Below are 21,121 nucleotides of genomic sequence, written 5' to 3' on the forward strand. Positions count from 1 at the left end.
TGTAGTTGAACTCCTGTATTGTCATAGATAACTTAAATAGCCACTCCCTTTTATATGCCTGAAATTAGAAGAACGAAAATATTAGCAACCCTTGGACCTGCAACAGATAAAGAAGGCGTTTTAGAAAAACTGTTCTATGCAGGGGTTGATGCCGTACGCTTAAACTTTTCGCACGGTGTTGCCCAGGATCATATAGATCGGGCGAATCAAGTACGTGCTTTATCTAAAAAGACAGGTCGTAGAGTGGGGATTCTGGCTGATTTACAAGGTCCAAAAATTCGTATTGCTCGTTTTTCTGAAGATAAAGTCTGGCTTGATGAAGGGCAGGACTTTGCACTTGATATGAACCTGGATGTGAATGTGGGTGATAATAGAGAAGTCGGCATTACTTATGAAGCGCTAGCAAAAGAAGTTGTAAACGGAAGTCGTTTATTGCTTGATGATGGTCGCGTTGTTTTAGATGTTGTTGATGTTGTTAATGGCCGTATTAACTGTACAGTGATTGTCGGTGGTAACTTATCTAACAATAAAGGTATTAATCTATTAGGTGGTGGCTTATCAGCTGCAGCGCTAACGGTTAAAGATAAAGAAGATATTATCACTATCGGTAAAATTAAAGCTGATTTCGTAGCGGTCTCTTTTCCGCGTTGTGCGGAAGACTTAAATGAAGCGCGTCGTTTATTAGCCGATGTTGATTGTTATGCAAGCATTGTTGCTAAAGTAGAGCGTGCAGAAGCTATGGTGCCAGAAGTAATGGATGAGATTATCCTTGCGTCTGATGTGATTATGGTTGCGCGTGGAGATTTAGGCGTAGAAATTGGTGATGCTAATTTGCCTTCTGCACAAAAGTTTCTTATTAAGCGTTCAAGAGAACTAGATCGAGCGGTAATTACTGCTACGCAGATGATGGAATCAATGATTGAAAATCCGATTCCAACTCGTGCTGAAGTATTTGATGTAGCCAATGCAGTGCTTGATGGTACCGATGCGATTATGCTGTCTGCAGAAACAGCCGCGGGACGCTATCCGGTACAAACGGTTGAGGCAATGGTACGTGTCTGCATACAGACAGACAAACAGCGTGCTGCCAGACGATCTAAGCATCGTGTTGATGCGCGCTTTAATCGTAAGGATGAAGCGATCGCAATGGCTGCAATGTACATGGCGAATCACTCTGATGTACAAGGCCTGGTGGCATTAACTGAGTCGGGTGCAACACCTTTATGGATGTCGCGTATAAGATCAGGTTTGCCTATCTTTGCATTTAGTAGCCATGAAGAAACTCTTGGTCAGGTGACTTTGTATCGTGGTGTCATCCCCATTTACTTTGAGCTTAAAGATCAGGATCATGCGCAATTGAATAGGGAAATTGTTGAGTTGTTAAAAAAATTCAACTATGCCGAAAAAGGAGATACCTTTATTATTACTAAAGGAGATCTAACGGGGCAGAAAGGCGGTACCAATGCGCTTAAAGTGGTTACTGTGGGTGAGGGCCTGATTCCTGAATAGGTTGCTGATTTATAGGTGGAACGTGATTATTGTAAAGCAATAATTACGTTCAATCGGAGCAGTAGTTGAAATTACCATAAATATTATAAGGCATTAATATTTAAAACTAATCATTTTTTATTTGTGGTATCATAAAACAATGCGTATGTTTTTATTATGCATTAACACTATAATAATCATTTACATAAGGTGAAATCTAAGATGGGTTTATTGAAAAAATTAGTACTGGCTTTTTTTGTTAGCTTTGCAATGCTTGCAACAGCTCCTTCTGCAATGGCAAAGCCAGCAGGTAAAGTAGCTAACCAGACTCAGGCAGAAGTTGAGCAGTCACTTTTAGATACTATTGCAGTGGCAGAAGAAACGTTAGCAGCTATGAAAGATGGTACAGATAAAGATACTGTTGTAGCAATGTTCAAGAAGACTAAGCAAACTGCTAAAACTATTGAAAGTTCTGTTGTTTTAGCTGATCGTGATAGAGCACTATCAAAAGTTTCTAAAGCTCGTTCAGCCTATAAAAAAGATCAACATGAAAAAGCTGAAGAATTAATGACTGATGCTGTTCAGCGTTTCAAAAAAGTTAATGAAAAATATCATAACTTCTAAACAAGTTGTTTATGGTGTATTGATTTAAAACATCAAATCAATCCAAGGCCCATTACTGGTAAGGTAATGGGCCTTTTTTTATGTCTGCAGCTTATTTGTATATTTCGGGTGGTGAGCCCAGACGCTAGGTGGTTTTGTGGTATCCACTATAAATTTTGTGCCTCCCTAAAATTTATAGTGGATACGGCTGATCAGAATGCTCGAAAATAATAGGGTACTGGTTAATAATAATTTATTCATTTTATTATCCTCGGTGAGTTTTTAGAAATAATATTCGTTATTGATTCCCTGTACTTAATCCGAATGAACTCTGGATTATTTCTTAAGGGAGTTTATATGATTACCTATAAAAAGAACCAGAGATACCTCACAAATATCGAATTTTGTTGGTAGGGTATTTGCCGTAATTACGTATGTAACTTATTGAAATAAAAAATTCTTAGTGCATTTGTCCCGTATTCCGCAAGCTTCATACGGGCTACTTCTTGCAGAGGTGGATGTGAATACTTTCACAGCCTTTAACCTAGGAAAATCAGCTGCTCAAGTTATTCCAGGTGTTGAACTGTAATTTCGGCATACTTATCTTTTATTTCAAGTATTTGAGGGATAATACTTAAAAATATATCCACCAGAGCCGGTTCAAAGTGTGTTCCTGATTCTTTTTTCAGCTGCTCGATAGCTTCCCCTGTTAGCCAGGCTTGTTTATACGGGCGGACAGTCGTAAGAGCATCAAAAGTATCAGCAATGGCAACTATACGAGCGTGAATGGAGATTTCTGCGCCTTTCAAACCGTTGGGGTGGCCTGTACCATCCCATCGTTCATGGTGGGTTAGTGCAATGTCACGAGCCAAGTTCAGTAACACGGAGTCATGGCTGCCTAAAATTTCAGCTCCCATTTGCGGGTGCCGCCTCATGATCTTCCATTCGTCGGCATCTAATTTTCCCGGTTTTAAAAGGACTTTATCTGGAATTCCGATTTTACCAATATCATGCATTGGTGCCGCATTAAGTAAAAGTTCAGCCTCATCTTCTGACATACCACTGGCAAGAGCTAAAATTTGTGAGTAATAGCTCATTCGAATGACATGCATACCCGTTTCGTTATCTTTATACTCTGCGGCACGACCTAGGCGTTGAATGATTTGTAAACGAGTCTGCTCTAGTTCTCTGGTACGATCCTTAACCATTTCATCTAATAGGCGTTTCTCATCGTAAAGTGATAGCTGTGTATGTACGCGACGTAGGACTAGGGAAGGGCTAACGGGTTTGGTAATGTAATCTACCGCACCAATATCAAAGCCAAGACTTTCGTCGGCTGTCTCACCTTTTGCGGTAACGAAAATAACAGGTATTCTGGCTGTGGTGTAATTTTAATAAGGCAAAAACTCTGGAATCTATTGACCAGGAAAATCTGAATAATGCAGGGAACTCTTTGCAAGAGGCTGAACAAGAGTTTCAGCGATTGATCGTCAGAGAAAAAAATCTTCGAATGTTAACTTACAATGGCTGTTTAATATTGGTGGTAGAACAGTTTGTAATAACTACGGTGTAGGTACTTGTGAGATCACAGGTGGTTTACAGGTGCCTTTGTATTTTATCGTATTGGCACTACTCGGAGGGGCCATTAGCCTGACGCGTAGAGTACCTGAATATCAAAAGCGATCGGCAAGTAATTACCTGTCCATTGCTACTGATAAGAAACCGTATATGACTAAAGGCCAGGTTCGTGAAAGCCTTGCCTTCCAGATCATTCAGTTTATTTCTGCACCTCTGATAGCGATAGTGGCGTATCAGCTTATTGACCCGGGAAATCTGGCGAGTGCCGTGGCACTGGGTTTTATTGCGGGATTTTCCTCGGAAGCAATTCTTATGATGATTCGGCAATTAACCAATAAGATAACTCCGGTAGCAACGGATTCACTTTCTTTAACGGGTTCGGTCACTGGGCAGGTGTGTGAAGTTGCTGGAGGAGGAAAAGGGGTAAAAGGTGCTTCAGTGAATCTGGTTGGTCATAATCAATCAAAACTGATGAAAGCGGTCATTTTTTGATCAAGAATACACCGGTAGGGGATATGGCTATCGAAGTTTTACATAAGGATAGTTCAAGTCAGGAAAGTGCAAAGTTGGTTAAAGTTACTATTGAGCAAGGCATAACGACACAGTGCCCACCCATTATATTTCCTTAGAATATTGGTTTTTTTGTAGGAGGGGGGACTCTAGAGGCTGTGAAAGTATTCAACATAATTCCCCTCCTTAGTTAAGGAGGGGCTAGGGGAGGTTGGATAAATAAAAACTAACCTAACCATAAGGGGTCAGTACCCTTTATTTGTATATAAATGGTAAGTCGCTGAAAGTTAAAAATAATCAAGTGACATAGAGTTTAATCGAGTCTGCCCCTCAATACTGGTGTTACTTTAGAAGCTCTGAATTTATCTAAAAAATTGCTTTATTTGTGGGGTGAAATACCAAAGAAGAAATATGACTGCTGCGGTTCCTAGTACTGCAATGGCGAGGTCTGGATTAGTACGTAGAGTGATTTTTGCAATAGCCAGGAGAGATAATGCAATGAGAAGTTTGAGTAAAGCTAATCCCCAGCCCATTAAAGACATTATGAACTTTTGAAAAGTATTCAATTGTTTTCCTCGCTAAATCTAAGCAAAAAAAAAGGCGTTGCATTTTTACGCAAGGCCTATGTCATCTATGGTACCGAGGGCCGGAATCGAACCGGCACTTCCGAAGAAACCGGATTTTGAATCCGGCGTGTCTACCAGTTTCACCACCCCGGCATAGACGATCTGATAATTATAAGTAATCTTTTTTTATATTGCCAGAAAATTCTATAAAATAGACTGTTTTAATTTTAAGAGTCGTCTAAGCGGCGAATATGGCGTGCATGAAAAAAAGTGATTTTTACTATGAGTTGCCTGATGAATTGATTGCTCAGCAACCTTTGGCCGAGCGTAGTGCAAGCCGATTATTATGTTTAGATAAAAACAGTGATGGGATTGAAGATAGGCATTTTACTGACCTGCTGGCGCTGCTGAATAAAGATGATCTGTTGGTGCTCAATAATACTAAAGTGATTCCCGCTCGTTTGTTTGGTCATAAGCAATCGGGTGGCAAGGTTGAAATATTAATTGAGCGGGTGCTAAATGAACGAGAGGTTTTGGCACATATGCGTTCTAGTAAGTCACCTAAAGCGGGAGCATTGATTCGATTAGATGCAGGTTTTCAGTGTCTGGTATTAGGGCGGGTCGATGATTTATTCCATTTGCAGTTTCAGGGTGAGCTGGCTCTGGCTGATATTTTAGAGCATATCGGGCATATGCCTTTACCTCCTTATATAGAGCGTGCTGATAATATAAATGACCAGACTCGGTATCAAACAGTTTTTGCTCAGAAAAGTGGAGCAGTAGCAGCGCCCACAGCGGGCTTGCATTTCGATGATGCGATGATGGATAAAATTCGTGCTAAAGGGGGTGGTATTGCCTTTGTTACTTTACATGTGGCCAGTGGAACTTTTCGCCCGGTTAAAGTCGAAAACCTGGCTGAGCATGTGATGCATAAAGAATATTTTGAAGTTCCGCAAGAAACAGTGGCGGCTGTACAGCAAACGAAATCGCAAGGTGGGCGTGTCATCGCGATTGGAACGACAGCGATGCGTTCTTTAGAATCTGCTTCTCGTACCGGGGAGTTGCACGCATGTCAGGGCGATACTGATTTATTTATTACGCCGGGCTATCAGTTTAAAACGGTTGATGCGATGCTGACTAATTTTCATTTGCCTGAATCGACTTTGTTAATGCTGGTTTCCGCTTTTTCTGGTTATGAGCGGATTAAAAAGGTTTACCAGCATGCCATTGCACAAAAATACCGGTTTTTTAGCTATGGTGATGCGATGTTTATTCAGCGTGAATAGGTGTAGAGCGTAGCTTTAGAGGCGGTGAAAGTATTCAACAAAATTCCCCTCCTTAGTTAAGTTGGGGTTAGGGGGGGGGGGATATATTAAAACTAATCACGCAATATCAATGATATATGTTTTTATATGATCCCCCCTCAATCCCCCCTTCTCAAGGGAGGAGGCTAAAAGCAGATACTTTCACAGTCTCTTTAGCCCGCTATTAATGCCTCTCGGTATATTGACGGGCTAAAGCCACGCCCTTGGGTATTACCAGATTTGTTCCGATATACAGAGTTAGATATGAGTCTCTGCTTTTGTGCATGGTAAACTATTCGTTGTTTTGTGTTATTTAGCGGACTGAAGTTCGCTCTACAGTTTTTGATCTTTTTGGTTTCTTACAATGTCAGATAGTCAGTCCATTTTTTTACCCAAAGTCCCGCATAAAATAAAACAGCCACTATTCTGGTCTGGCTTAACAGGCTGTGCTGATTCATTAGCGATTGCAACGGCGATTAAAAATGAATCCCGCCTATTTGTGGTGTTAACGCCTGATAGCCAGACAGCTTTACGGCTAGAACATGAGTTGTCTTTTTTTCTACAGGACGAATATCCCATTCTGCATTTTCCAGATTGGGAAGTGCTGCCTTATGATGTTTTTTCGCCTTTGCCCGAGATTGTTTCCGAACGCTTAAAGTCTCTGGCTAAATTACCTGAAGTCAGCCGTGGGGCGTTAGTGCTGTCGGTAGCAACCTTAATGCACCGTTTGGCCCCCAGAGAGCATATTTTAGCGAATAGTTTTGCTATCAATATTGGCAGTATTTTTAATCTGGATTTAAATCGTATTAAGCTGGAGGCAGTAGGTTACCAGTGTGTCTCGCAAGTGGTGCAACATGCTGAGTTTGCAGTGCGTGGTGCTATTGTTGATTTGTTTCCTATGGGTAGCAAATACCCATTTCGTATTGAGTTGTTTGATGAAGAGGTTGAGTCGATTAGAACCTTTGATCCTGAAACTCAGCTTTCTATAGAAAAGGTTGATGCAATACAGCTTTTCCCTGCTCGTGAGTTTCCGTTTACTGATGAGGCGATTAATCATTTTCGGCAGGCATTTCGTGAGACATTTCCGGATAATTATCAGAATAATACTTTGTACCAGGATGTTAGCAAGGGTATTACTCCTAGTGGAATAGAAGCGTATTTACCTTTATTTGTTGATAAAACAGAAACGCTGTTTGATTATCTTCCGGCAACGACTGCTTTTGTTTTGCCTGAAGCACTGGAGCAATCGGCACAGCATTTTATTGAAGAGATTGATGAGCGCTTTCAACAGCGTAAATATGATCTTGAGCGGCCCCTGTTAGCACCAGAGAGGCTATATATACAGGCTGATGAATTTATTCAACATATAGATAAATTTCGGCGTATCTATTTAACGACACAGGAAGAGACAGGGGCGTGGCAGGCTGAGAGTATTGCTCTGCCCGAAGTAAGTATAGATCAGAGGCTGCGTGAGCCAGCGAGTCGTTTAAAGGCATTTGTGGCGAATAGCGAGAGTCGAATACTTTTCGTTGCTGAAACGGCGGGGCATAGAGAGGAGTTAATTGATAAATTACGCGGCTATAAAATCAATGTTAAACAATTGGATAGCTGGGGGCAGTTTGTACAGGCTGAGGAATCTCCCTGTATTATCGTTGCGTCTTTAGATCATAGTTTATATCTGCAGCATGCTGGCCTGGCGATTATTACCGAAAGCCAGTTAACCGGAGATAAGGCGCAACAACGGCGCAGACGAAAAAAATCAGCCGCTCGTGAGCTGGAAAAGATTGTTAATAATCTTAATGAACTTTCCGTTGGGTCGCCGGTGGTTCATCAAGAGCATGGGGTTGGTCGTTATCTGGGGCTACAGGTTTTAAAGTTTGGTGATATAGATGCAGAGTTTCTTACTCTGGAATATGCTAATGGAGATAAGCTATACGTGCCTGTTTCGGCGCTAGATGTCATCGGGCGATATACTGGCGTTAACCCTGAAAATGCGCCGTTGCATAAATTAGGCGGGGATCAGTGGAGTAAAGCGAAGAAAAAAGCGCTGGAAAAAATCCATGATGTGGCGGCTGAATTGCTAGATATCCATGCTCAGCGAGCATTGAAAAAAGGCCATGCTTTCATTTATGAGGAAAGTGAATATCTGGCTTTTGCGGATGCCTTTCCTTTTGAAGAAACACCGGATCAGCAAACTTCGATTGATAGTATTCTTGAGGATATGAGTTCAGGCCAGCCTATGGATAGGGTGGTTTGTGGCGATGTTGGCTTTGGTAAAACCGAGGTGGCTATGCGTGCGGCTTTTATCGCTGCACAAAGTGGTAGGCAAGTGGCGGTATTAGTGCCAACAACCTTACTAGCGCAGCAACATTTCCATAATTTTCGTGATCGTTTCGCTGACTGGCCTTTTAGAATTGAGGTGTTATCGCGTTTTGTTACGCCTAAGCAACAAAAGGTAATTATTGCAGATTTAGCTGCAGGTAAAGTTGATATCATCATCGGCACACATAAATTGCTTTCTAAAGAGATTAAGTACCGTGGCCTGGGTCTGGTGATTATTGATGAAGAACACCGTTTTGGCGTACGCCAGAAGGAACATTTTAAATTGGTACGCCAGGAAGTTGATTTATTGACGCTAACGGCTACACCGATTCCACGCACATTGAATATGGCAATGGCAGGTCTGCGGGATGTTTCGATTATTGCAACTCCACCACCGAACCGTCATTCAATTAGAACTTTTATTACTGAGTGGATTGATTCATTGGTTAAAGAGGCCTGTCAGCGAGAGCTTAAACGGGGTGGGCAGATGTATTTTCTGCATAATGATGTTAAGTCGATGGACAAGATGGCGCGAGAACTTGAGAGATTAGTTCCGGAAGCGCGGGTAGAAATTGCCCACGGACAAATGCCAGAACGTGAACTTGAGCGCATTATGTTAGATTTTTATCATCAGCGTTTTAATGTGCTTTTAAGTACCACGATTATTGAAAGTGGTATCGATATACCTACCGCAAACACTATTATCATTAATAGAGCCGATAAGCTTGGTCTCGCACAATTGCATCAACTGCGCGGGCGGGTAGGGCGGTCGCATCATCGCGCTTATGCGTATTTTATTACCCCGCCGAAAAAATTAATCAGTAAAGATGGCTTAAAACGTTTAGAGGCTGTCGAAACCTCGGGTGAATTAGGCGCAGGATTTTTGTTGTCTACGCATGATATGGAAATTCGTGGCGCGGGTGAGTTGTTAGGTGATGGTCAAAGTGGGCAAATTCAGGAAATAGGTTTTACCTTATATACTGAGTTATTAGACCGTGCAGTGAAAGCTTTAAAGTCGGGTAAGCAACCTGAATTAAATGCGCCGTTACATACTGGCACTGAAGTGGATTTACAGACCGCTGCATTAATTCCTGAAGATTATTTGCCGGATATACATGCACGATTAGTATTATATAAGCGTATTTCCAGTGCCGATAGTAAAGAGGAATTGCGCGATTTAAAAATAGAAATGATTGATCGCTTTGGCTTGTTACCTGATCAGGTTAAAGTGTTATTTTCAGTGACAGAATTAAAGCAGCAGGCGGATAAGATAGGGGTTAAGAAAATTGATGTTTATAATGAAGGCGGACGGCTGCTATTTAGTGCTGACCCTAAACTGAATATGCAGCAATTATTGATTTTGATTCAGACGCAGGCCCATCTCTATAAGTTTGAAGGCGGCGATAAATTACGCTTTACTCATAAATTCGCGACAACAGATGAAAAAATTGAGTTTGTCAGTGCATTATTGACACAATTAACGGAAGATAATTCATGAAGTATCAACTGAAGGTTCAGTTTGCTGTACTACTTTTTTGCTTTAATAGTCTAGCTCTTGCCGAGCCGCGCTGGTTTCAGGTGGAGCTAATCGTTTTTCAGCTGCAGGCTCCTAATTCCGAAATTTTTGATCAAATAGAAACAGAACTTAAACCTGTAGCGCGGTATGCGCAAGTTAAAGAAGGTAACAAGACTCTGCAAAGTACTTTTAATCGGCTACAAAGGTCCAGTATTTATCAGCCATTTTATTATCAGGCTTGGCGAATTTCTGTAGAGAGTGGTAGTGTCAGTTTACCTATTGAGGTTTCTGGTACTGGTGTGGATTTAAATGGCTGGATTAAGGTTCAGCGAGGACACTTATTGCATGTCATTGCTGATCTGGAGTTCAGTCCGGCTGAGTCTGAAGGTGTGATATATCGGTTAAATGAAAAAAGGCGGGTGCTTTTAAATGATATGCATTATTTAGATCATCCAAAGTTTGGTGCAGTGGTGAAAGTATCACCCGTTGAACTGGAGAGTTTGCAATGAGAATGAGAAATTTATTGGTTGTGATGATGCTGATTCTGGTTAGTGCTTGTCAAAATACGTCTAAAAGACCTAGTGATTTAATTGATTGCCCAGAAATAAGGCCGCAAGTGTGCACCATGATTTATGCGCCTGTCTGCGCAATGGAAACAAGCGGGCAGTTCACTAGTTATTCAAGTGACTGTACAGCATGTAGTCATGAAGAGGTGATTGGTTATCAGCCAGGGGTATGTGCTCAGGAAAAGTGAAGTGGTTCAAAAACAAAGCCTCTAAGCATTTTAATTTAAAGATATTATTGATAGGTTAAATTTAGAATGTTTAAAAAGTACCCTTTAAAAATTTTACCTTGATGGTGATACTATCATTTAGTATTATCAGGGGATGAATAGCAAACAAAGAAAAACTCTGGAAGTTATTTTTTCACATCCAATACCTGGAAGTCTTAAATGGCGTAAAATTGAAGTTCTATTTGTGGCTTTAGGTGCTGATGTTATCGAAGGGGATGGCTCACGAGTTTCTTTCATCATTAATAATGAAAAAGGTGACTTTCACAGGCCTCATCCTGAAAAAGAAGCAAAGCGTTATCAAATACGGAATGCCAGGGATTTTTTATTAAGAGCAGGGGTGAAACCATGAATACAATGAGTTATAACGGCTACACAGCAAAAATTGAATTTGATCCAGATGATAATATTTTGTTTGGCAATATTATTGGAATTCGTGATACTGTCGGTTTTCATGGTGAATCAGTCAATGAATTAAAAGAAGCTTTTCATGAAGCGGTTGATTTTTACCTTGAAAGTTGTGAAAAAGCAGGAAGAGAGCCTAATAAGCCCTTTTCTGGCAAGTTTGTGATTAGAGTAAAATCCTCGTTACATAGCGAAATAGCTGAAGCAGCTGTTCATTCTGGAAAGAGCCTTAATCAATGGGTTTCAGATACGCTTGAGCAAGTAATTCATACCCCTAACCAGTGCAATCAGTAATCAAAATGTCCTGTGTAGTGGTATTTATGCTTCAGGTATAGGTCTACTATGCATTGATCCTTTCTGATAGATGGTTGTCAGTAGCGTGTGCAATAAAGAAAAATAAAGCGATTTGACTAGTAGTAATTAATGGGGGAGTACAATAATCTATATGGACTAAAGCTTACTCCCCCTATGTTTAATTTGTTTTTACAATAAATGCTTTATAGCTTTACGTTCATCTTTTAATTCTTGTACTGATGCTTTAATGCACGATTTGCTAAAGTCATCTATTTCCAGCTCTTGCACAATGGATACTTCTCCTGAGCTTGATACTTGAACTGGAAAGGAAAAAAACAACCCTTTTTCTACGCCGTAACTCCCATCGGATATAACCGCCATACTAACCCAGTCGCTCCAGTCGCTGGTTTCTGTACCAAAAACCCAGGAGCGCATCTGACAAATCGCTGCATTAGCTGCTGAGGCGGCACTTGATACTCCACCACGTTCTTCAATAACACTGGCCCCTCTATGTCGTACAATGGGGACAAACTCATTCTCAATCCAGTTTTCATCAACTAATGTTAAAGCACTTAAACCTTTGACCGTTGCATGAGTTAAATCAGGGAACTGGGTTTCAGAATGATTTCCCCAGACAATTATATTTTTGACATCTTTTGAGCGTACGCCACATTTTTTTGCTAATTGAAAGATTGCCCGGTTATGGTCCAGCATACTCATGGCAGAAAAACACTTGGGACTTAAGTCCGGAGCATTACGCTGGGTGATCAATGCATTGGTATTGGCTGGATTTCCAGTAATTAGTACCTTAACATTTCGGTGTGCGACTTCATTTAACGCTTTGCCTTGTTCTGAGAAAATGCCTGCATTACTTTCTAGTAAATCCTTTCTCTTCATGCCTGGGCCACGTGGTCTCGCTCCCACTAAAAAGGCATAGTCTATATCTTTGAATGCGACTAAAGGGTCATCGGTTAGAATGACTTTTTGTAAGAGAGGGTAGGCGCAATCATTAAGCTCCATCTGAACACCATGCAAACGATGTAAGGCAGGAGTGATTTCCAGTAATCTCAAGACAACGGGTTGATCAGGCCCAAATAACTCGCCTGATGCTATTCGAAACAGTAAGGAATAACTAATTTGCCCAGCGGCTCCGGTAACAGCAATATCAATGGGTGTCTTCATTTATCATCCTTTCTGTGATTATTGTTTGTGTATAGACTTATATTGTTGCGAGATAATTTCAGCGCGACAAAGCAGGCTTAACTTTTTTTATACGGTATAATAGCGCGATTTTATATTCGTTTAAACGCATTATTGTCATAAACTTTAAACTGCCTCATGAAGAAACTGATTTTCCAATTTGATACTGATAGATATCCTTCTACTTTTGATACTGTTGTTGCTTATGATGGCGGTGCTGATCATGTCATTGGCCTTGGTGATATCACGCCAGATAATGTGAGATCTTTGGTTGAAGGGACTATTTTTACCCGGCCTCCTAAAGAGAAGAAAAACACTGCAATTTTTGTGGGTGGTAGCGATATTGTGGCAGGGCAAGCTCTATTTAAGGCAGTGCAATCTTATTTTTTCTCTGGCTTTCAGGTATCGGTGATGCTGGATAGTAATGGTAGTAATACTACCGCTGCCGCTGCGGTTGCTAAACTGGCTGTCAGCGGTACTTTAAAGGGAAAAAAAGCGGTAGTGCTTGCTGGTACAGGGCCTGTTGGGCAACGAGCTGCTGCTATGCTAGCGCAGGAAGGAGCAGAAGTAACGATCGTGTCGCGACACATAGAAAGTGCCGGGATAGCCTGTTTAAGTATGAAAGAACGCTTTAATGTAGATTTAACTCCGGCTATTGCGGTTGATTCCGATGCGCGTGGAGCGGCAATCCAGGATGCTAATATTGTGCTGGCAACAGGCGCGGCAGGAATTGAATTGTTAAAACCTGAGCATTGGCAGAATAATAGCAATCTGGAAATGCTCGCTGATGCAAATGCTACGCCGCCAGTAGGTATTGGCGGTACCGATATGATGGATAGAGGTGCAGAACGACATGGCAAAATAATATGGGGTGCAATTGGTTTTGGTGCTTTAAAGCTAGCCTTACATCGTGCCTGTATTGCTAGGTTGTTTGAAGATAATAAGCAAGTACTGGATGCTGAGTTGATTTATAAATTAGCTAAAGAAATGGCTTGATAATACACTGTATTCTAATCTCCCTTAATATGCCAAAAAAGAGTGTAGGGCGTGGCTGCTGCCCGCCTTTAATATTCTTTGGCAACGCGGTTGGGTTGAAGCTAAACCCTACAGACAACAGAAACCCCTGGTTCCAAGTTGCTAGCTGATCTACGCAAGGATACGCAGCAGATTTTTCAGGCAGGCATTAAAGCGGCTGATCCTTATCTGGCCGTTAAAAAGTATTTGCAGTTTGATGAAGGCCAGCTGGTTTGTAGATTAGACTTGAATGATAAAGCTATAGTGCGCAAAAAACAGTGGCAAAAATTTACCTTGTTGCCTTTGGTAAAGCGGCATGTACCATGATAAAAGCGGCACAAGAAATTATTCCAGCACAGTTTTTAGCAGGAAAGGCTATTGCGGTAACAAATTATGCCAATGTACAAAAGATAGAAAATATTGACGTAATAGGTGCTGGGCACCCATTACCAAATCAAGACGGCCAGGCTGGGGCGCAGAAGATTGTAGAGCAAGTGATGCTAGCACAACAGGGAGATCTGGTGTTAGTACTAGTCTCAGGTGGAGGTTCGGCATTGATGCCAGCACCCGTTTCTGCTATCAGCCTAGAAGAAAAAATAATGACCACCGAGTTATTGCTTGGCTCTGGGGCAACGATTAATGAAATAAATTGTGTGCGTAAACACCTATCGATTTTAAAAGGTGGGGGGTTAGCAAAAATGATTGCTCCTGCTGATTTGCACGCACTAATTTTATCAGATGTGCGGGATGATGATCTAGGTACAATTGCGAGTGGACCGACTGAAGTGGATAGTAGCACTTTTGCTGATGCGCTAAAGGTTTTAAACGATAAAAAGTTATGTGATAAGGTGCCTGCAGCTGTACAAGACTACCTGAAAAAAGGTAGCTCAGGGCAGGTAAGTGAAACTCCAAAGTCAGATGATCCATGCTTTAATCAGGTGACGCATACGCTTATTGGCAGTAATGCAATCAGTTTACAGGCTATCAGACAAGCATCGGCGAGCTTAGGCTATGATGTTTTTATCTACAGTGAGCAATTAGCAGGTGAAGCGCAGAAGGTGGCTGAGGAATTGGCATTGTATGCTAAAAACGTAATTGATAAAGGTATCGATAAACCCTGTGCGATTCTAGCGGGTGGTGAAACTACCGTGACTATACAAGGTACAGGACAGGGAGGCCGCAATCAGGAAATGGCACTTGCTTTTGTCATCGCTGCAGAAAAATATCAACTCAAGGCTGAATGGTGTTTTTTAAGTGCTGGAACTGATGGCCGCGATGGACCGACCGATGCTGCCGGAGGGTTAGTTGATACTAATGCCCTGGAAAGAATGCACAAGGCACATATTGAAGCAGGGCTTTATTTAGCTAATAATGACTCGTATCATGCGCTACAAATATCAGAGGATTTGCTAATGACAGGTGCAACGGGAACAAACGTTGCTGACTTGCAAATTTTACTAATTCAACCAAACACTAAAATATCTCAACCAGGAGACCAAAATGTATAAAAGATCTATGTCTATTAAAGGCTTTGATGACGAAATATTTCAAGCTATAGAAGAGGAGCACCAGCGTCAGGAAGACCACATAGAGCTAATTGCTTCTGAAAACTATACTAGCCCTCGTGTTCTGGAAGCCCTCGGCTCTCAGTTAACCAATAAATACGCTGAAGGCTACCCTGCTAAACGTTATTATGGTGGTTGTGAGTTTGTCGATAAAGCGGAACAACTGGCGATAGATCGTGCCAAAGAATTATTTGGTGCTGATTATGCTAATGTGCAGCCGCATTCTGGTTCGCAGGCTAATATGGCTGTGTTTATGGCATTGATTCAACCGGGCGATACTATTTTAGGATTGAGTCTGGTTGATGGCGGGCATTTAACTCATGGAGCTAAGCCAAATTTCTCCGGAAAAATATACAACTCTATACAGTATGGTTTACACCCTGAAACAGGTGAAATTGATTATGATGAAGTGGAAAGGCTTGCTATAGAACATAAACCTAAAGTATTGGTTGCAGGGTTTTCTGCTTATTCACGTATCTGGGATTGGCAGCGTTTTCGTGATATTGCCGATAAAGTTGGCGCTTATTTATTTGTTGATATGGCGCATGTTGCTGGATTAATTGCGGCTGGCTTATATCCTAATCCAGTACCGATTGCTGATGTAGTGACCAGTACGACGCATAAATCATTACGGGGTCCTCGCGGTGGTTTGATTTTATGTAAGAGTAATCCTGATCTAGAGAAAAAATTTAACTCAAATATTTTTCCGGGTATACAGGGCGGTCCTTTGATGCATGTGATTGCTGCTAAAGCCGTTTCATTTAAAGAGGCGATGCAACCTGAATTTATTAGCTATCAGGCACAAGTCATTAAAAATGCACAAGCGATGGCAAAAGTATTTATTGATAGAGGCTTCGATGTTGTTTCAGGTGGTACGGACAATCATTTAATGCTGGTTTCTTTGATTCCTAAAGGAATTACCGGTAAAGCTGCTGATGCTGCATTAAGTAAGGCACATATCACGATTAATAAAAATGCCGTGCCTAATGATCCAGAGTCACCTTTTGTAACAAGTGGTATACGCGTCGGTACACCAGCACCAACAACTCGTGGTTTTAAAGAAGCTGAAGTGTCTGAAATAGCTGGTTGGATGTGTGATGTGATGGAAAATATGGAAGATGATGCAATGATTACTGCAATACGAGAAAAAGTAAGTATTTTATGCTCTCGTTTTCCTGTGTATAGCGACTAATAAGAAATCCGTAGCTTGGGTTGTGTTTTTATTGCTGCGCAAAAAAATCTAATCCAATCTACACGTATGCGCTATAGATAACATTAAAATAAAGCCTGTTTCATCGCGAATCAGGCTTTTTGCGTTTATTGAATACTTAGGGTCGAGAATTCAATAATACCCGAGTCTGACTTGTCTTTTGACTCCACAGCCGCCCTAGAAAAATAGTTGCGTAGCTTGCTATGCGCCTATTTTCCTAGTACGAATGTGAAGGCAAAATCCTGCGCCATACTTTCGGGTATTATTAAATCCTCGCTCCTTATAATCTGGAGATGTAAGCATGTCTGACATTGAAATTGCCCAACAAGCAAAAATGCTGCCTATTATTGATTTAGCAGCAAAAAAACTGGCAATATCTGCTGAACACCTAGACCCCTATGGTCATTACAAAGCCAAAGTATCTTTGGAGTATATTGACAGTTTAAAAGATCAACAGGATGGTAAATTAATTTTAGTTACCGCGGTCAGTCCTACCCCAGCGGGTGAAGGTAAAACCACGACCACCGTTGGTTTGGGAGATGCCTTGAACCGCTTGGGAAAAAGCACCATCATGTGTTTGCGAGAGCCTTCTTTAGGTCCATGCTTTGGTATGAAGGGTGGTGCTGCAGGGGGCGGGTACTCACAAGTTGTACCTATGGAAGATATAAATCTGCATTTTACCGGTGATTTTCATGCTATTGGTGTTGCGCATAATTTATTATCGGCGATGATTGATAACCATATTAATCATGGTAATGAGTTAGCTATTGATTCAAGGCGTATTAAATGGAAGCGGGTTGTCGATATGAATGACCGTGCTTTACGTGAAATTATTGTTGGACAAGGCGGTCCCGCTAACGGTTATTTGCGTGAAGACGGTTACGATATTGTGGTGGCTTCGGAAGTGATGGCGATTTTATGTCTGGCGACCAGTCGTGCCGACCTTAAAGAGCGTCTAGGGCGTATTGTTATCGCGTATAAAACTGATAAAGTGACTCCGGTATATGCGCGTGACCTAAATGCACAGGGAGCAATGGCTGCTTTATTAAAATATGCGATTAAACCCAATCTGGTGCAAACTCTGGAAAACAATCTGGCTATTATTCATGGTGGTCCTTTTGCTAATATTGCCCATGGATGTAACACGGTAACAGCAACCAAAACAGCTTTAAAACTGGCTGATTATACTGTAACCGAAGCGGGTTTCGGTGCTGATCTAGGTGCGGAAAAATTTATCGATATAAAGTGTCGTATAGCGGGCTTAAAACCATCGGCAGTTGTACTGGTAGCTACTGCTAGAGCATTAAAATCGCATGGTGGTGTTGCAAAAGAGGATTTAAATAATGAGAATCTGCCGGCTTTGGATGCGGGTTTTGTCAATTTAGAACGCCATTTGAACAATATTACGCAACACTTTGGCTTGCCATGTGTTGTCTGTATTAATCATTTTACTTTTGATACTGAAGCGGAAATTGCTTTAATCATAGAAAAATGCGCTGCGCTGGGTGCTAAATGCGTTGTTTCTAAACATTGGGCTGAAGGTGGAGCCGGCGCTGAAAATTTAGCTAAAGAAGTATTAACTATTGTCGATAATCGTGAGCCTGGCTTTAGCTATGTTTACGATGACAAACTTCCACTCTGGGATAAAATTGAAGCGGTTGCGACAAAAATATATGGGGCAGCAAAGATCACTGCCAGTCCAAAAGTAAAAGCCGAAATTAAGGAACTACAGGGGCAATACGGGCACTTTCCAGTTTGTATAGCTAAAACGCAAATGTCTTTTTCCACTAACCCCGCAGTAATAGGCGCACCGTCAGGCCATACTGTAGAAATTACCGAAGCGAGGCTGGCCAACGGGGCGGGATTTATTGTAGTGATTGCCGGTAATATGATGACTATGCCCGGTTTACCTAAAGTACCTGCAGCGGAGCGGATAGATATTACTGATTCAGGTGTGATTACGGGGCTATTTTAATTAAATTGCTTAATAGAGCAAAGGATTTTATCTAATGGCTACTCCCTCTATACGTATTCATTACTTTACCGATGTATTGTGTGTCTGGGCCTATCTGGCTCAAGTTCGGCTTGATGAGTTGATTAAGAATTATGCATCAGATATAGAATTAGTTATCATTTTATGCCAATCTTCGCCTGTACCGAGCACAGAATAGGGGAGGGCTGGAAAAATAAAGGGGGTTATGAAACTTTTGCTAATCATACGCATAGTGTCTGCACGGCATACCCTTATTTGAATTTGCATAAAGATGTGTGGCAAGTGAATGTGCCGAAAACATCGGCGACTAGTCATTTGTTTATTAAGGCGATCCAGTGCCTGATAAATGAAGGTGTGATAAATAATGATGCCAAGACTGACGTTCAGGGGATATCAATATTTGAAGAGTTTGTCTGGCGAGTTCGGCTCGCATTTTTTCAGGATGCCAGGGATATAGGAAATAGGGCAGTATTAATGGAAATTGCCTACTCTTTGCAATTACCTATTGCTGAAATAGAGCGTGTACTAAATGATGGCTCTGCCTTAGCTGCTTTATTTCGGGATGTTGAATTAAGGGATGAATTCCGGGTTGAGGGGAGTCCGACCTACATTCTTAATGAGGGACGACAAAAGCTATACGGAAATGTTGGTTATCGTATTATCGAGGCTAACTTACATGAAATATTAAAGCAGCCTAAAGTAGAAGCAAGCTGGTGTTAGGACGTGCTATTTGAACCCCAATGCTGAACTTTTTTATAAATAGGTATAGTCTCTGAACACTGAAGTTTCCCAATAATTATTTATGGTAAAATTGAAACTATGCTACAACTATATGAAAAAAATAGTCTTTTCATTCGTTTCAAATGCTATTGCCTAAGGGGAATTAAGTAGGGGTTTGCTATAAACATGGCAAAACCACCTAAAATAAACCTCGATACACCAGCATTGTGTATTTCAGCTACTCAATAATTGGGAAACTTCAGTCTGAACATAGCCGCCTGGCCTATCTTTCTATTATTTTCATCAATAATATTCCATACAGTGGCTGCTTTAATTTGAAATCGTCTGCCAGTTTTGGATATGCGTATTCCTGAATAATTATCGGCATAGCCTTTTGCTATAACTTCATTTAATAGCTGTTCCCGCTCCTGGCGGTTTTGAGGTTCCGCAGAATATTTTGATTTGAGTTGGGTAAACTCATCCCAGGACATTTCAAAAAGTTCCAGCCCCTTTTTATTTGAATATTGGAAAACAGGATCAGCCGTCGCGTTATGCGCTATAAGTACATAAGGCGCATGGAAAACCTGCGTTGCCTGCTCTTCCATGCTGAGAGAAGAGTCGACAAGTTCCACTCCTTTAAGCTTTTTCAAGCTTTGTATCATTCGATACACCAATAAGGGGTCAGTACCCTTTTCTGGGCAATTCTTTGGGCGACCTCTTTTAGCATAACCAACTGTCATACCCAATAATTGTTCAATATGCTTCTTAAATCCGTCATCTCCGAGGGGCGTATCCGTTTGAACGACTGCGCGTAAGTCATTGATTAACGAAGGGTGCAGGAACTGTTTAAAGCTATCTCGATAATAATCAATACGCTTATTTTTGTCGCTATCTATCGCAAGATATACAGCATGTGGTTTGATTAACTTATCTTTTTCTCCATAAGCATTGTAGGCATAACTTGACCATTTCCAGTCTTCTGGTTTTGTAACCATATTTGCTCTGACGGGGTTAAGTTCTATATACCTATAGCAGCAGAGTATATATTGCTCACTTTCAATCATGCTACTTTTAAACCGACCTTCCCAGAGTGTTCCGGATTTTCCATATTTATGGTTAAAGTAGGGAACATATTTTCGACCAATATGCTGCATAACTCTAGAAATATGAGATGGATCATTAGCACTCAGTAGTAAATGCACATTCACCTCCTCTTTCTCGGTAGCTTCTTTTAGCCAGTCTAAATAAGCTTTTCTATCTGAATCTTCAGTAAAGACTGTTTGCCGATTATTTCCTCTTATTACGACATGAACAGGTATATTGGGTCAGAAAAAATCGTGGTTTGCGAGGCATTATTAATTTCTTAAGTGTTGTTGTTTTACCAATAATTGTTCAATATGCTTCTTAAATCCGTCATCTCCGAGGGGCGTACCCGTTTGAACGGCTGCGCGTAAGTCATTGATTAACGAAGGGTGCAGAAACTGTTTAAAGCTATCTCGATAATAATCAATACGCTTATTTTTGTCGCTATCTATCGCAAGATATACAGCATGTGGTTTGATTAACTTATCTTTTTCTCCATAAGCATTGTAGGCATAACTTGACCATTTCCAGTCTTCTGGTTTTGTAACCATATTTGCTCTGACGGGGTTAAGTTCTATATACCTATAGCAGCAGAGTAAATATTGCTCACTTTCAATCATGCTACTTTTAAACCGACCTTCCCAGAGTGTTCCGGATTTTCCATATTTATTGTTAAAGTAGGGAACATATTTTCGACCAATATGCTGCATAACTCTAGAAATATGAGATGGATCATTAGCACTCAGTAGTAAATGCACATGGTTATCCATTAAAACATAAGCATGCACATTCACCTCCTCTTTCTCGGTAGCTTCTTTTAGCCAGTCTAAATAAGCTTTTCTATCTGAATCTTCAGTAAAGACTGTTTGCCGATTATTTCCTCTTATTACGACATGAACAGGTATATTGGGTAAGAAAAATCGTGGTTTGCGAGGCATTATTAATTTCTTAAGTGTTGTT

General features: G+C 41.0%; 21 protein-coding genes, 1 tRNA gene and 1 pseudogene. 17 read left to right on the forward strand and 6 right to left on the reverse strand.

What is annotated here, in order from left to right; genetic code table 11:
- Window positions 1-63 precede the first annotated feature (63 nt).
- Both pyk and CDZ78_RS05430 read left to right on the forward strand, forming a co-directional pair.
- Window positions 64-1,509 (forward strand): pyruvate kinase, encoded by a 1,446-nt coding sequence (pyk, locus tag CDZ78_RS05425; protein ID WP_087869117.1) that lies wholly within the window; start codon window positions 64-66, stop codon window positions 1,507-1,509.
- A 210-nt stretch (window positions 1,510-1,719) separates the two neighbouring features.
- The gene (locus tag CDZ78_RS05430) at window positions 1,720-2,112 is read left to right on the forward strand and encodes a hypothetical protein (protein ID WP_140413894.1); all 393 of its coding nucleotides are present in this window, start codon (window positions 1,720-1,722) and stop codon (window positions 2,110-2,112) included.
- A gap of 545 nt (window positions 2,113-2,657) precedes the next feature.
- Here the strand turns inward: CDZ78_RS05430 and CDZ78_RS05435 are convergent.
- Window positions 2,658-3,473: pseudogene (locus tag CDZ78_RS05435) on the reverse strand (HD-GYP domain-containing protein); the annotation flags it as partial.
- Between the two features lie 220 nt (window positions 3,474-3,693).
- On the opposite strand from CDZ78_RS05435, the gene CDZ78_RS05440 reads away from it, so the two are divergent.
- Together CDZ78_RS05440 and CDZ78_RS21730 are read left to right on the forward strand one after the other, a co-directional pair.
- A complete protein-coding gene (locus CDZ78_RS05440) occupies window positions 3,694-4,161 on the forward strand; it encodes a hypothetical protein (protein WP_087869089.1) in 468 nt (155 codons plus the stop codon).
- A complete protein-coding gene (locus CDZ78_RS21730) occupies window positions 4,158-4,298 on the forward strand; it encodes a hypothetical protein (RefSeq protein ID WP_167374187.1) in 141 nt (46 codons plus the stop codon). Before CDZ78_RS05440 ends, CDZ78_RS21730 begins: the two co-directional genes overlap by 4 nt.
- A gap of 243 nt (window positions 4,299-4,541) precedes the next feature.
- On the opposite strand, the gene CDZ78_RS05445 is transcribed toward CDZ78_RS21730, so the two are convergent.
- The gene (locus tag CDZ78_RS05445) at window positions 4,542-4,745 is read right to left on the reverse strand and encodes a hypothetical protein (RefSeq protein WP_087869090.1); all 204 of its coding nucleotides are present in this window, start codon (window positions 4,743-4,745) and stop codon (window positions 4,542-4,544) included.
- Window positions 4,746-4,813: 68 nt separating this feature from the next.
- Window positions 4,814-4,898: transfer RNA gene (locus tag CDZ78_RS05450), tRNA-Leu, on the reverse strand.
- Window positions 4,899-5,005: 107 nt separating this feature from the next.
- Here CDZ78_RS05450 and queA point away from each other — a divergent pair.
- From queA to CDZ78_RS05480, 6 genes are all read left to right on the forward strand, one after another.
- Window positions 5,006-6,031 carry a tRNA preQ1(34) S-adenosylmethionine ribosyltransferase-isomerase QueA gene (queA, locus tag CDZ78_RS05455; protein WP_087869091.1) on the forward strand — a complete coding sequence of 342 codons (1,026 nt, stop codon included), beginning with the start codon at window positions 5,006-5,008 and terminating at the stop codon, window positions 6,029-6,031.
- Window positions 6,032-6,413: 382 nt separating this feature from the next.
- Window positions 6,414-9,869, forward strand: a complete 3,456-nt coding sequence (mfd, locus tag CDZ78_RS05460) for a transcription-repair coupling factor (protein ID WP_087869092.1) — start codon at window positions 6,414-6,416, stop codon at window positions 9,867-9,869.
- The gene (locus CDZ78_RS05465; protein ID WP_087869093.1) at window positions 9,866-10,396 is read left to right on the forward strand and encodes a CsiV family protein; all 531 of its coding nucleotides are present in this window, start codon (window positions 9,866-9,868) and stop codon (window positions 10,394-10,396) included. Before mfd ends, CDZ78_RS05465 begins: the two co-directional genes overlap by 4 nt.
- On the forward strand, window positions 10,393-10,641 hold the full coding sequence (locus CDZ78_RS05470; RefSeq protein WP_087869094.1) for a hypothetical protein: 249 nt from the start codon (window positions 10,393-10,395) through the stop codon (window positions 10,639-10,641). Before CDZ78_RS05465 ends, CDZ78_RS05470 begins: the two co-directional genes overlap by 4 nt.
- A gap of 133 nt (window positions 10,642-10,774) precedes the next feature.
- Window positions 10,775-11,029 carry a type II toxin-antitoxin system HicA family toxin gene (locus tag CDZ78_RS05475; protein WP_087869095.1) on the forward strand — a complete coding sequence of 85 codons (255 nt, stop codon included), beginning with the start codon at window positions 10,775-10,777 and terminating at the stop codon, window positions 11,027-11,029.
- Window positions 11,026-11,376, forward strand: a complete 351-nt coding sequence (locus CDZ78_RS05480; protein WP_087869096.1) for a type II toxin-antitoxin system HicB family antitoxin — start codon at window positions 11,026-11,028, stop codon at window positions 11,374-11,376. The genes CDZ78_RS05475 and CDZ78_RS05480 overlap by 4 nt, the downstream gene beginning before the upstream one ends.
- A 189-nt stretch (window positions 11,377-11,565) precedes the next feature.
- Here CDZ78_RS05480 and CDZ78_RS05485 read toward each other — a convergent pair whose 3' ends face one another.
- Window positions 11,566-12,558: a malate dehydrogenase gene (locus tag CDZ78_RS05485; RefSeq protein WP_087869097.1), complete on the reverse strand. Its 993-nt coding sequence runs from the start codon at window positions 12,556-12,558 to the stop codon at window positions 11,566-11,568.
- A gap of 156 nt (window positions 12,559-12,714) precedes the next feature.
- On the opposite strand from CDZ78_RS05485, the gene CDZ78_RS05490 reads away from it, so the two are divergent.
- The 7 genes from CDZ78_RS05490 to CDZ78_RS05510 all read left to right on the forward strand — a co-directional run bounded on the left by CDZ78_RS05490 (window position 12,715) and on the right by CDZ78_RS05510 (window position 19,078).
- A complete protein-coding gene (locus tag CDZ78_RS05490) occupies window positions 12,715-13,572 on the forward strand; it encodes an NADP-dependent methylenetetrahydromethanopterin/methylenetetrahydrofolate dehydrogenase (RefSeq protein WP_087869098.1) in 858 nt (285 codons plus the stop codon).
- Window positions 13,573-13,710: 138 nt separating this feature from the next.
- A complete protein-coding gene (locus CDZ78_RS22905) occupies window positions 13,711-13,917 on the forward strand; it encodes a hypothetical protein (RefSeq protein ID WP_244559162.1) in 207 nt (68 codons plus the stop codon).
- Complete coding sequence (locus CDZ78_RS05495; RefSeq protein ID WP_244559163.1) at window positions 13,869-15,098, forward strand: glycerate kinase type-2 family protein; 1,230 nt, start codon at window positions 13,869-13,871, stop codon at window positions 15,096-15,098. Before CDZ78_RS22905 ends, CDZ78_RS05495 begins: the two co-directional genes overlap by 49 nt.
- Window positions 15,091-16,347: a serine hydroxymethyltransferase gene (gene glyA, locus CDZ78_RS05500; protein WP_087869099.1), complete on the forward strand. Its 1,257-nt coding sequence runs from the start codon at window positions 15,091-15,093 to the stop codon at window positions 16,345-16,347. The genes CDZ78_RS05495 and glyA overlap by 8 nt, the downstream gene beginning before the upstream one ends.
- Before the next feature lie 319 nt (window positions 16,348-16,666).
- A complete protein-coding gene (locus tag CDZ78_RS05505; protein WP_087869100.1) occupies window positions 16,667-18,340 on the forward strand; it encodes a formate--tetrahydrofolate ligase in 1,674 nt (557 codons plus the stop codon).
- 34 nt (window positions 18,341-18,374) lie between these two features.
- Complete coding sequence (locus CDZ78_RS21735) at window positions 18,375-18,536, forward strand: hypothetical protein (RefSeq protein ID WP_167374188.1); 162 nt, start codon at window positions 18,375-18,377, stop codon at window positions 18,534-18,536.
- The gene (locus tag CDZ78_RS05510; protein WP_087869101.1) at window positions 18,503-19,078 is read left to right on the forward strand and encodes a DsbA family oxidoreductase; all 576 of its coding nucleotides are present in this window, start codon (window positions 18,503-18,505) and stop codon (window positions 19,076-19,078) included. The genes CDZ78_RS21735 and CDZ78_RS05510 overlap by 34 nt, the downstream gene beginning before the upstream one ends.
- Window positions 19,079-19,320: 242 nt before the next feature.
- On the opposite strand, the gene CDZ78_RS22645 is transcribed toward CDZ78_RS05510, so the two are convergent.
- Window positions 19,321-20,397 (reverse strand): MEKHLA domain-containing protein, encoded by a 1,077-nt coding sequence (locus CDZ78_RS22645; RefSeq protein WP_307190460.1) that lies wholly within the window; start codon window positions 20,395-20,397, stop codon window positions 19,321-19,323.
- 36 nt (window positions 20,398-20,433) lie between these two features.
- Window positions 20,434-21,099: a transposase gene (locus CDZ78_RS05520; protein WP_087869103.1), complete on the reverse strand. Its 666-nt coding sequence runs from the start codon at window positions 21,097-21,099 to the stop codon at window positions 20,434-20,436.
- Between the last annotated feature and the right edge of the window lie 22 nt (window positions 21,100-21,121).

Origin of the sequence: Bathymodiolus platifrons methanotrophic gill symbiont, from assembly GCF_002189065.1 — a bacterium.
In the GTDB taxonomy this organism is placed as follows: Bacteria; Pseudomonadota; Gammaproteobacteria; order Methylococcales; family Methylomonadaceae; genus Methyloprofundus.

What these genes read in the sequence shown, in the direction of transcription:
- queA (WP_087869091.1), top strand. Translation starts at nt 5,006, where the DNA reads ATGAAAAAAAGTGATTTTTACTATGAGTTGCCTGATGAATTGATTGCT.
- mfd (WP_087869092.1), top strand. Translation starts at nt 6,414, where the DNA reads ATGTCAGATAGTCAGTCCATTTTTTTACCCAAAGTCCCGCATAAAATA.
- CDZ78_RS05465 (WP_087869093.1), top strand. Translation starts at nt 9,866, where the DNA reads ATGAAGTATCAACTGAAGGTTCAGTTTGCTGTACTACTTTTTTGCTTT.
- CDZ78_RS05470 (WP_087869094.1), top strand. Translation starts at nt 10,393, where the DNA reads ATGAGAATGAGAAATTTATTGGTTGTGATGATGCTGATTCTGGTTAGT.
- CDZ78_RS05475 (WP_087869095.1), top strand. Translation starts at nt 10,775, where the DNA reads ATGAATAGCAAACAAAGAAAAACTCTGGAAGTTATTTTTTCACATCCA.
- CDZ78_RS05480 (WP_087869096.1), top strand. Translation starts at nt 11,026, where the DNA reads ATGAATACAATGAGTTATAACGGCTACACAGCAAAAATTGAATTTGAT.
- CDZ78_RS05485 (WP_087869097.1), bottom strand. Translation starts at nt 12,558, where the DNA reads ATGAAGACACCCATTGATATTGCTGTTACCGGAGCCGCTGGGCAAATT.
- CDZ78_RS05490 (WP_087869098.1), top strand. Translation starts at nt 12,715, where the DNA reads ATGAAGAAACTGATTTTCCAATTTGATACTGATAGATATCCTTCTACT.
- glyA (WP_087869099.1), top strand. Translation starts at nt 15,091, where the DNA reads ATGTATAAAAGATCTATGTCTATTAAAGGCTTTGATGACGAAATATTT.
- CDZ78_RS05505 (WP_087869100.1), top strand. Translation starts at nt 16,667, where the DNA reads ATGTCTGACATTGAAATTGCCCAACAAGCAAAAATGCTGCCTATTATT.
- CDZ78_RS21735 (WP_167374188.1), top strand. Translation starts at nt 18,375, where the DNA reads ATGGCTACTCCCTCTATACGTATTCATTACTTTACCGATGTATTGTGT.
- CDZ78_RS05510 (WP_087869101.1), top strand. Translation starts at nt 18,503, where the DNA reads ATGCCAATCTTCGCCTGTACCGAGCACAGAATAGGGGAGGGCTGGAAA.
- CDZ78_RS05520 (WP_087869103.1), bottom strand. Translation starts at nt 21,099, where the DNA reads ATGCCTCGCAAACCACGATTTTTCTTACCCAATATACCTGTTCATGTC.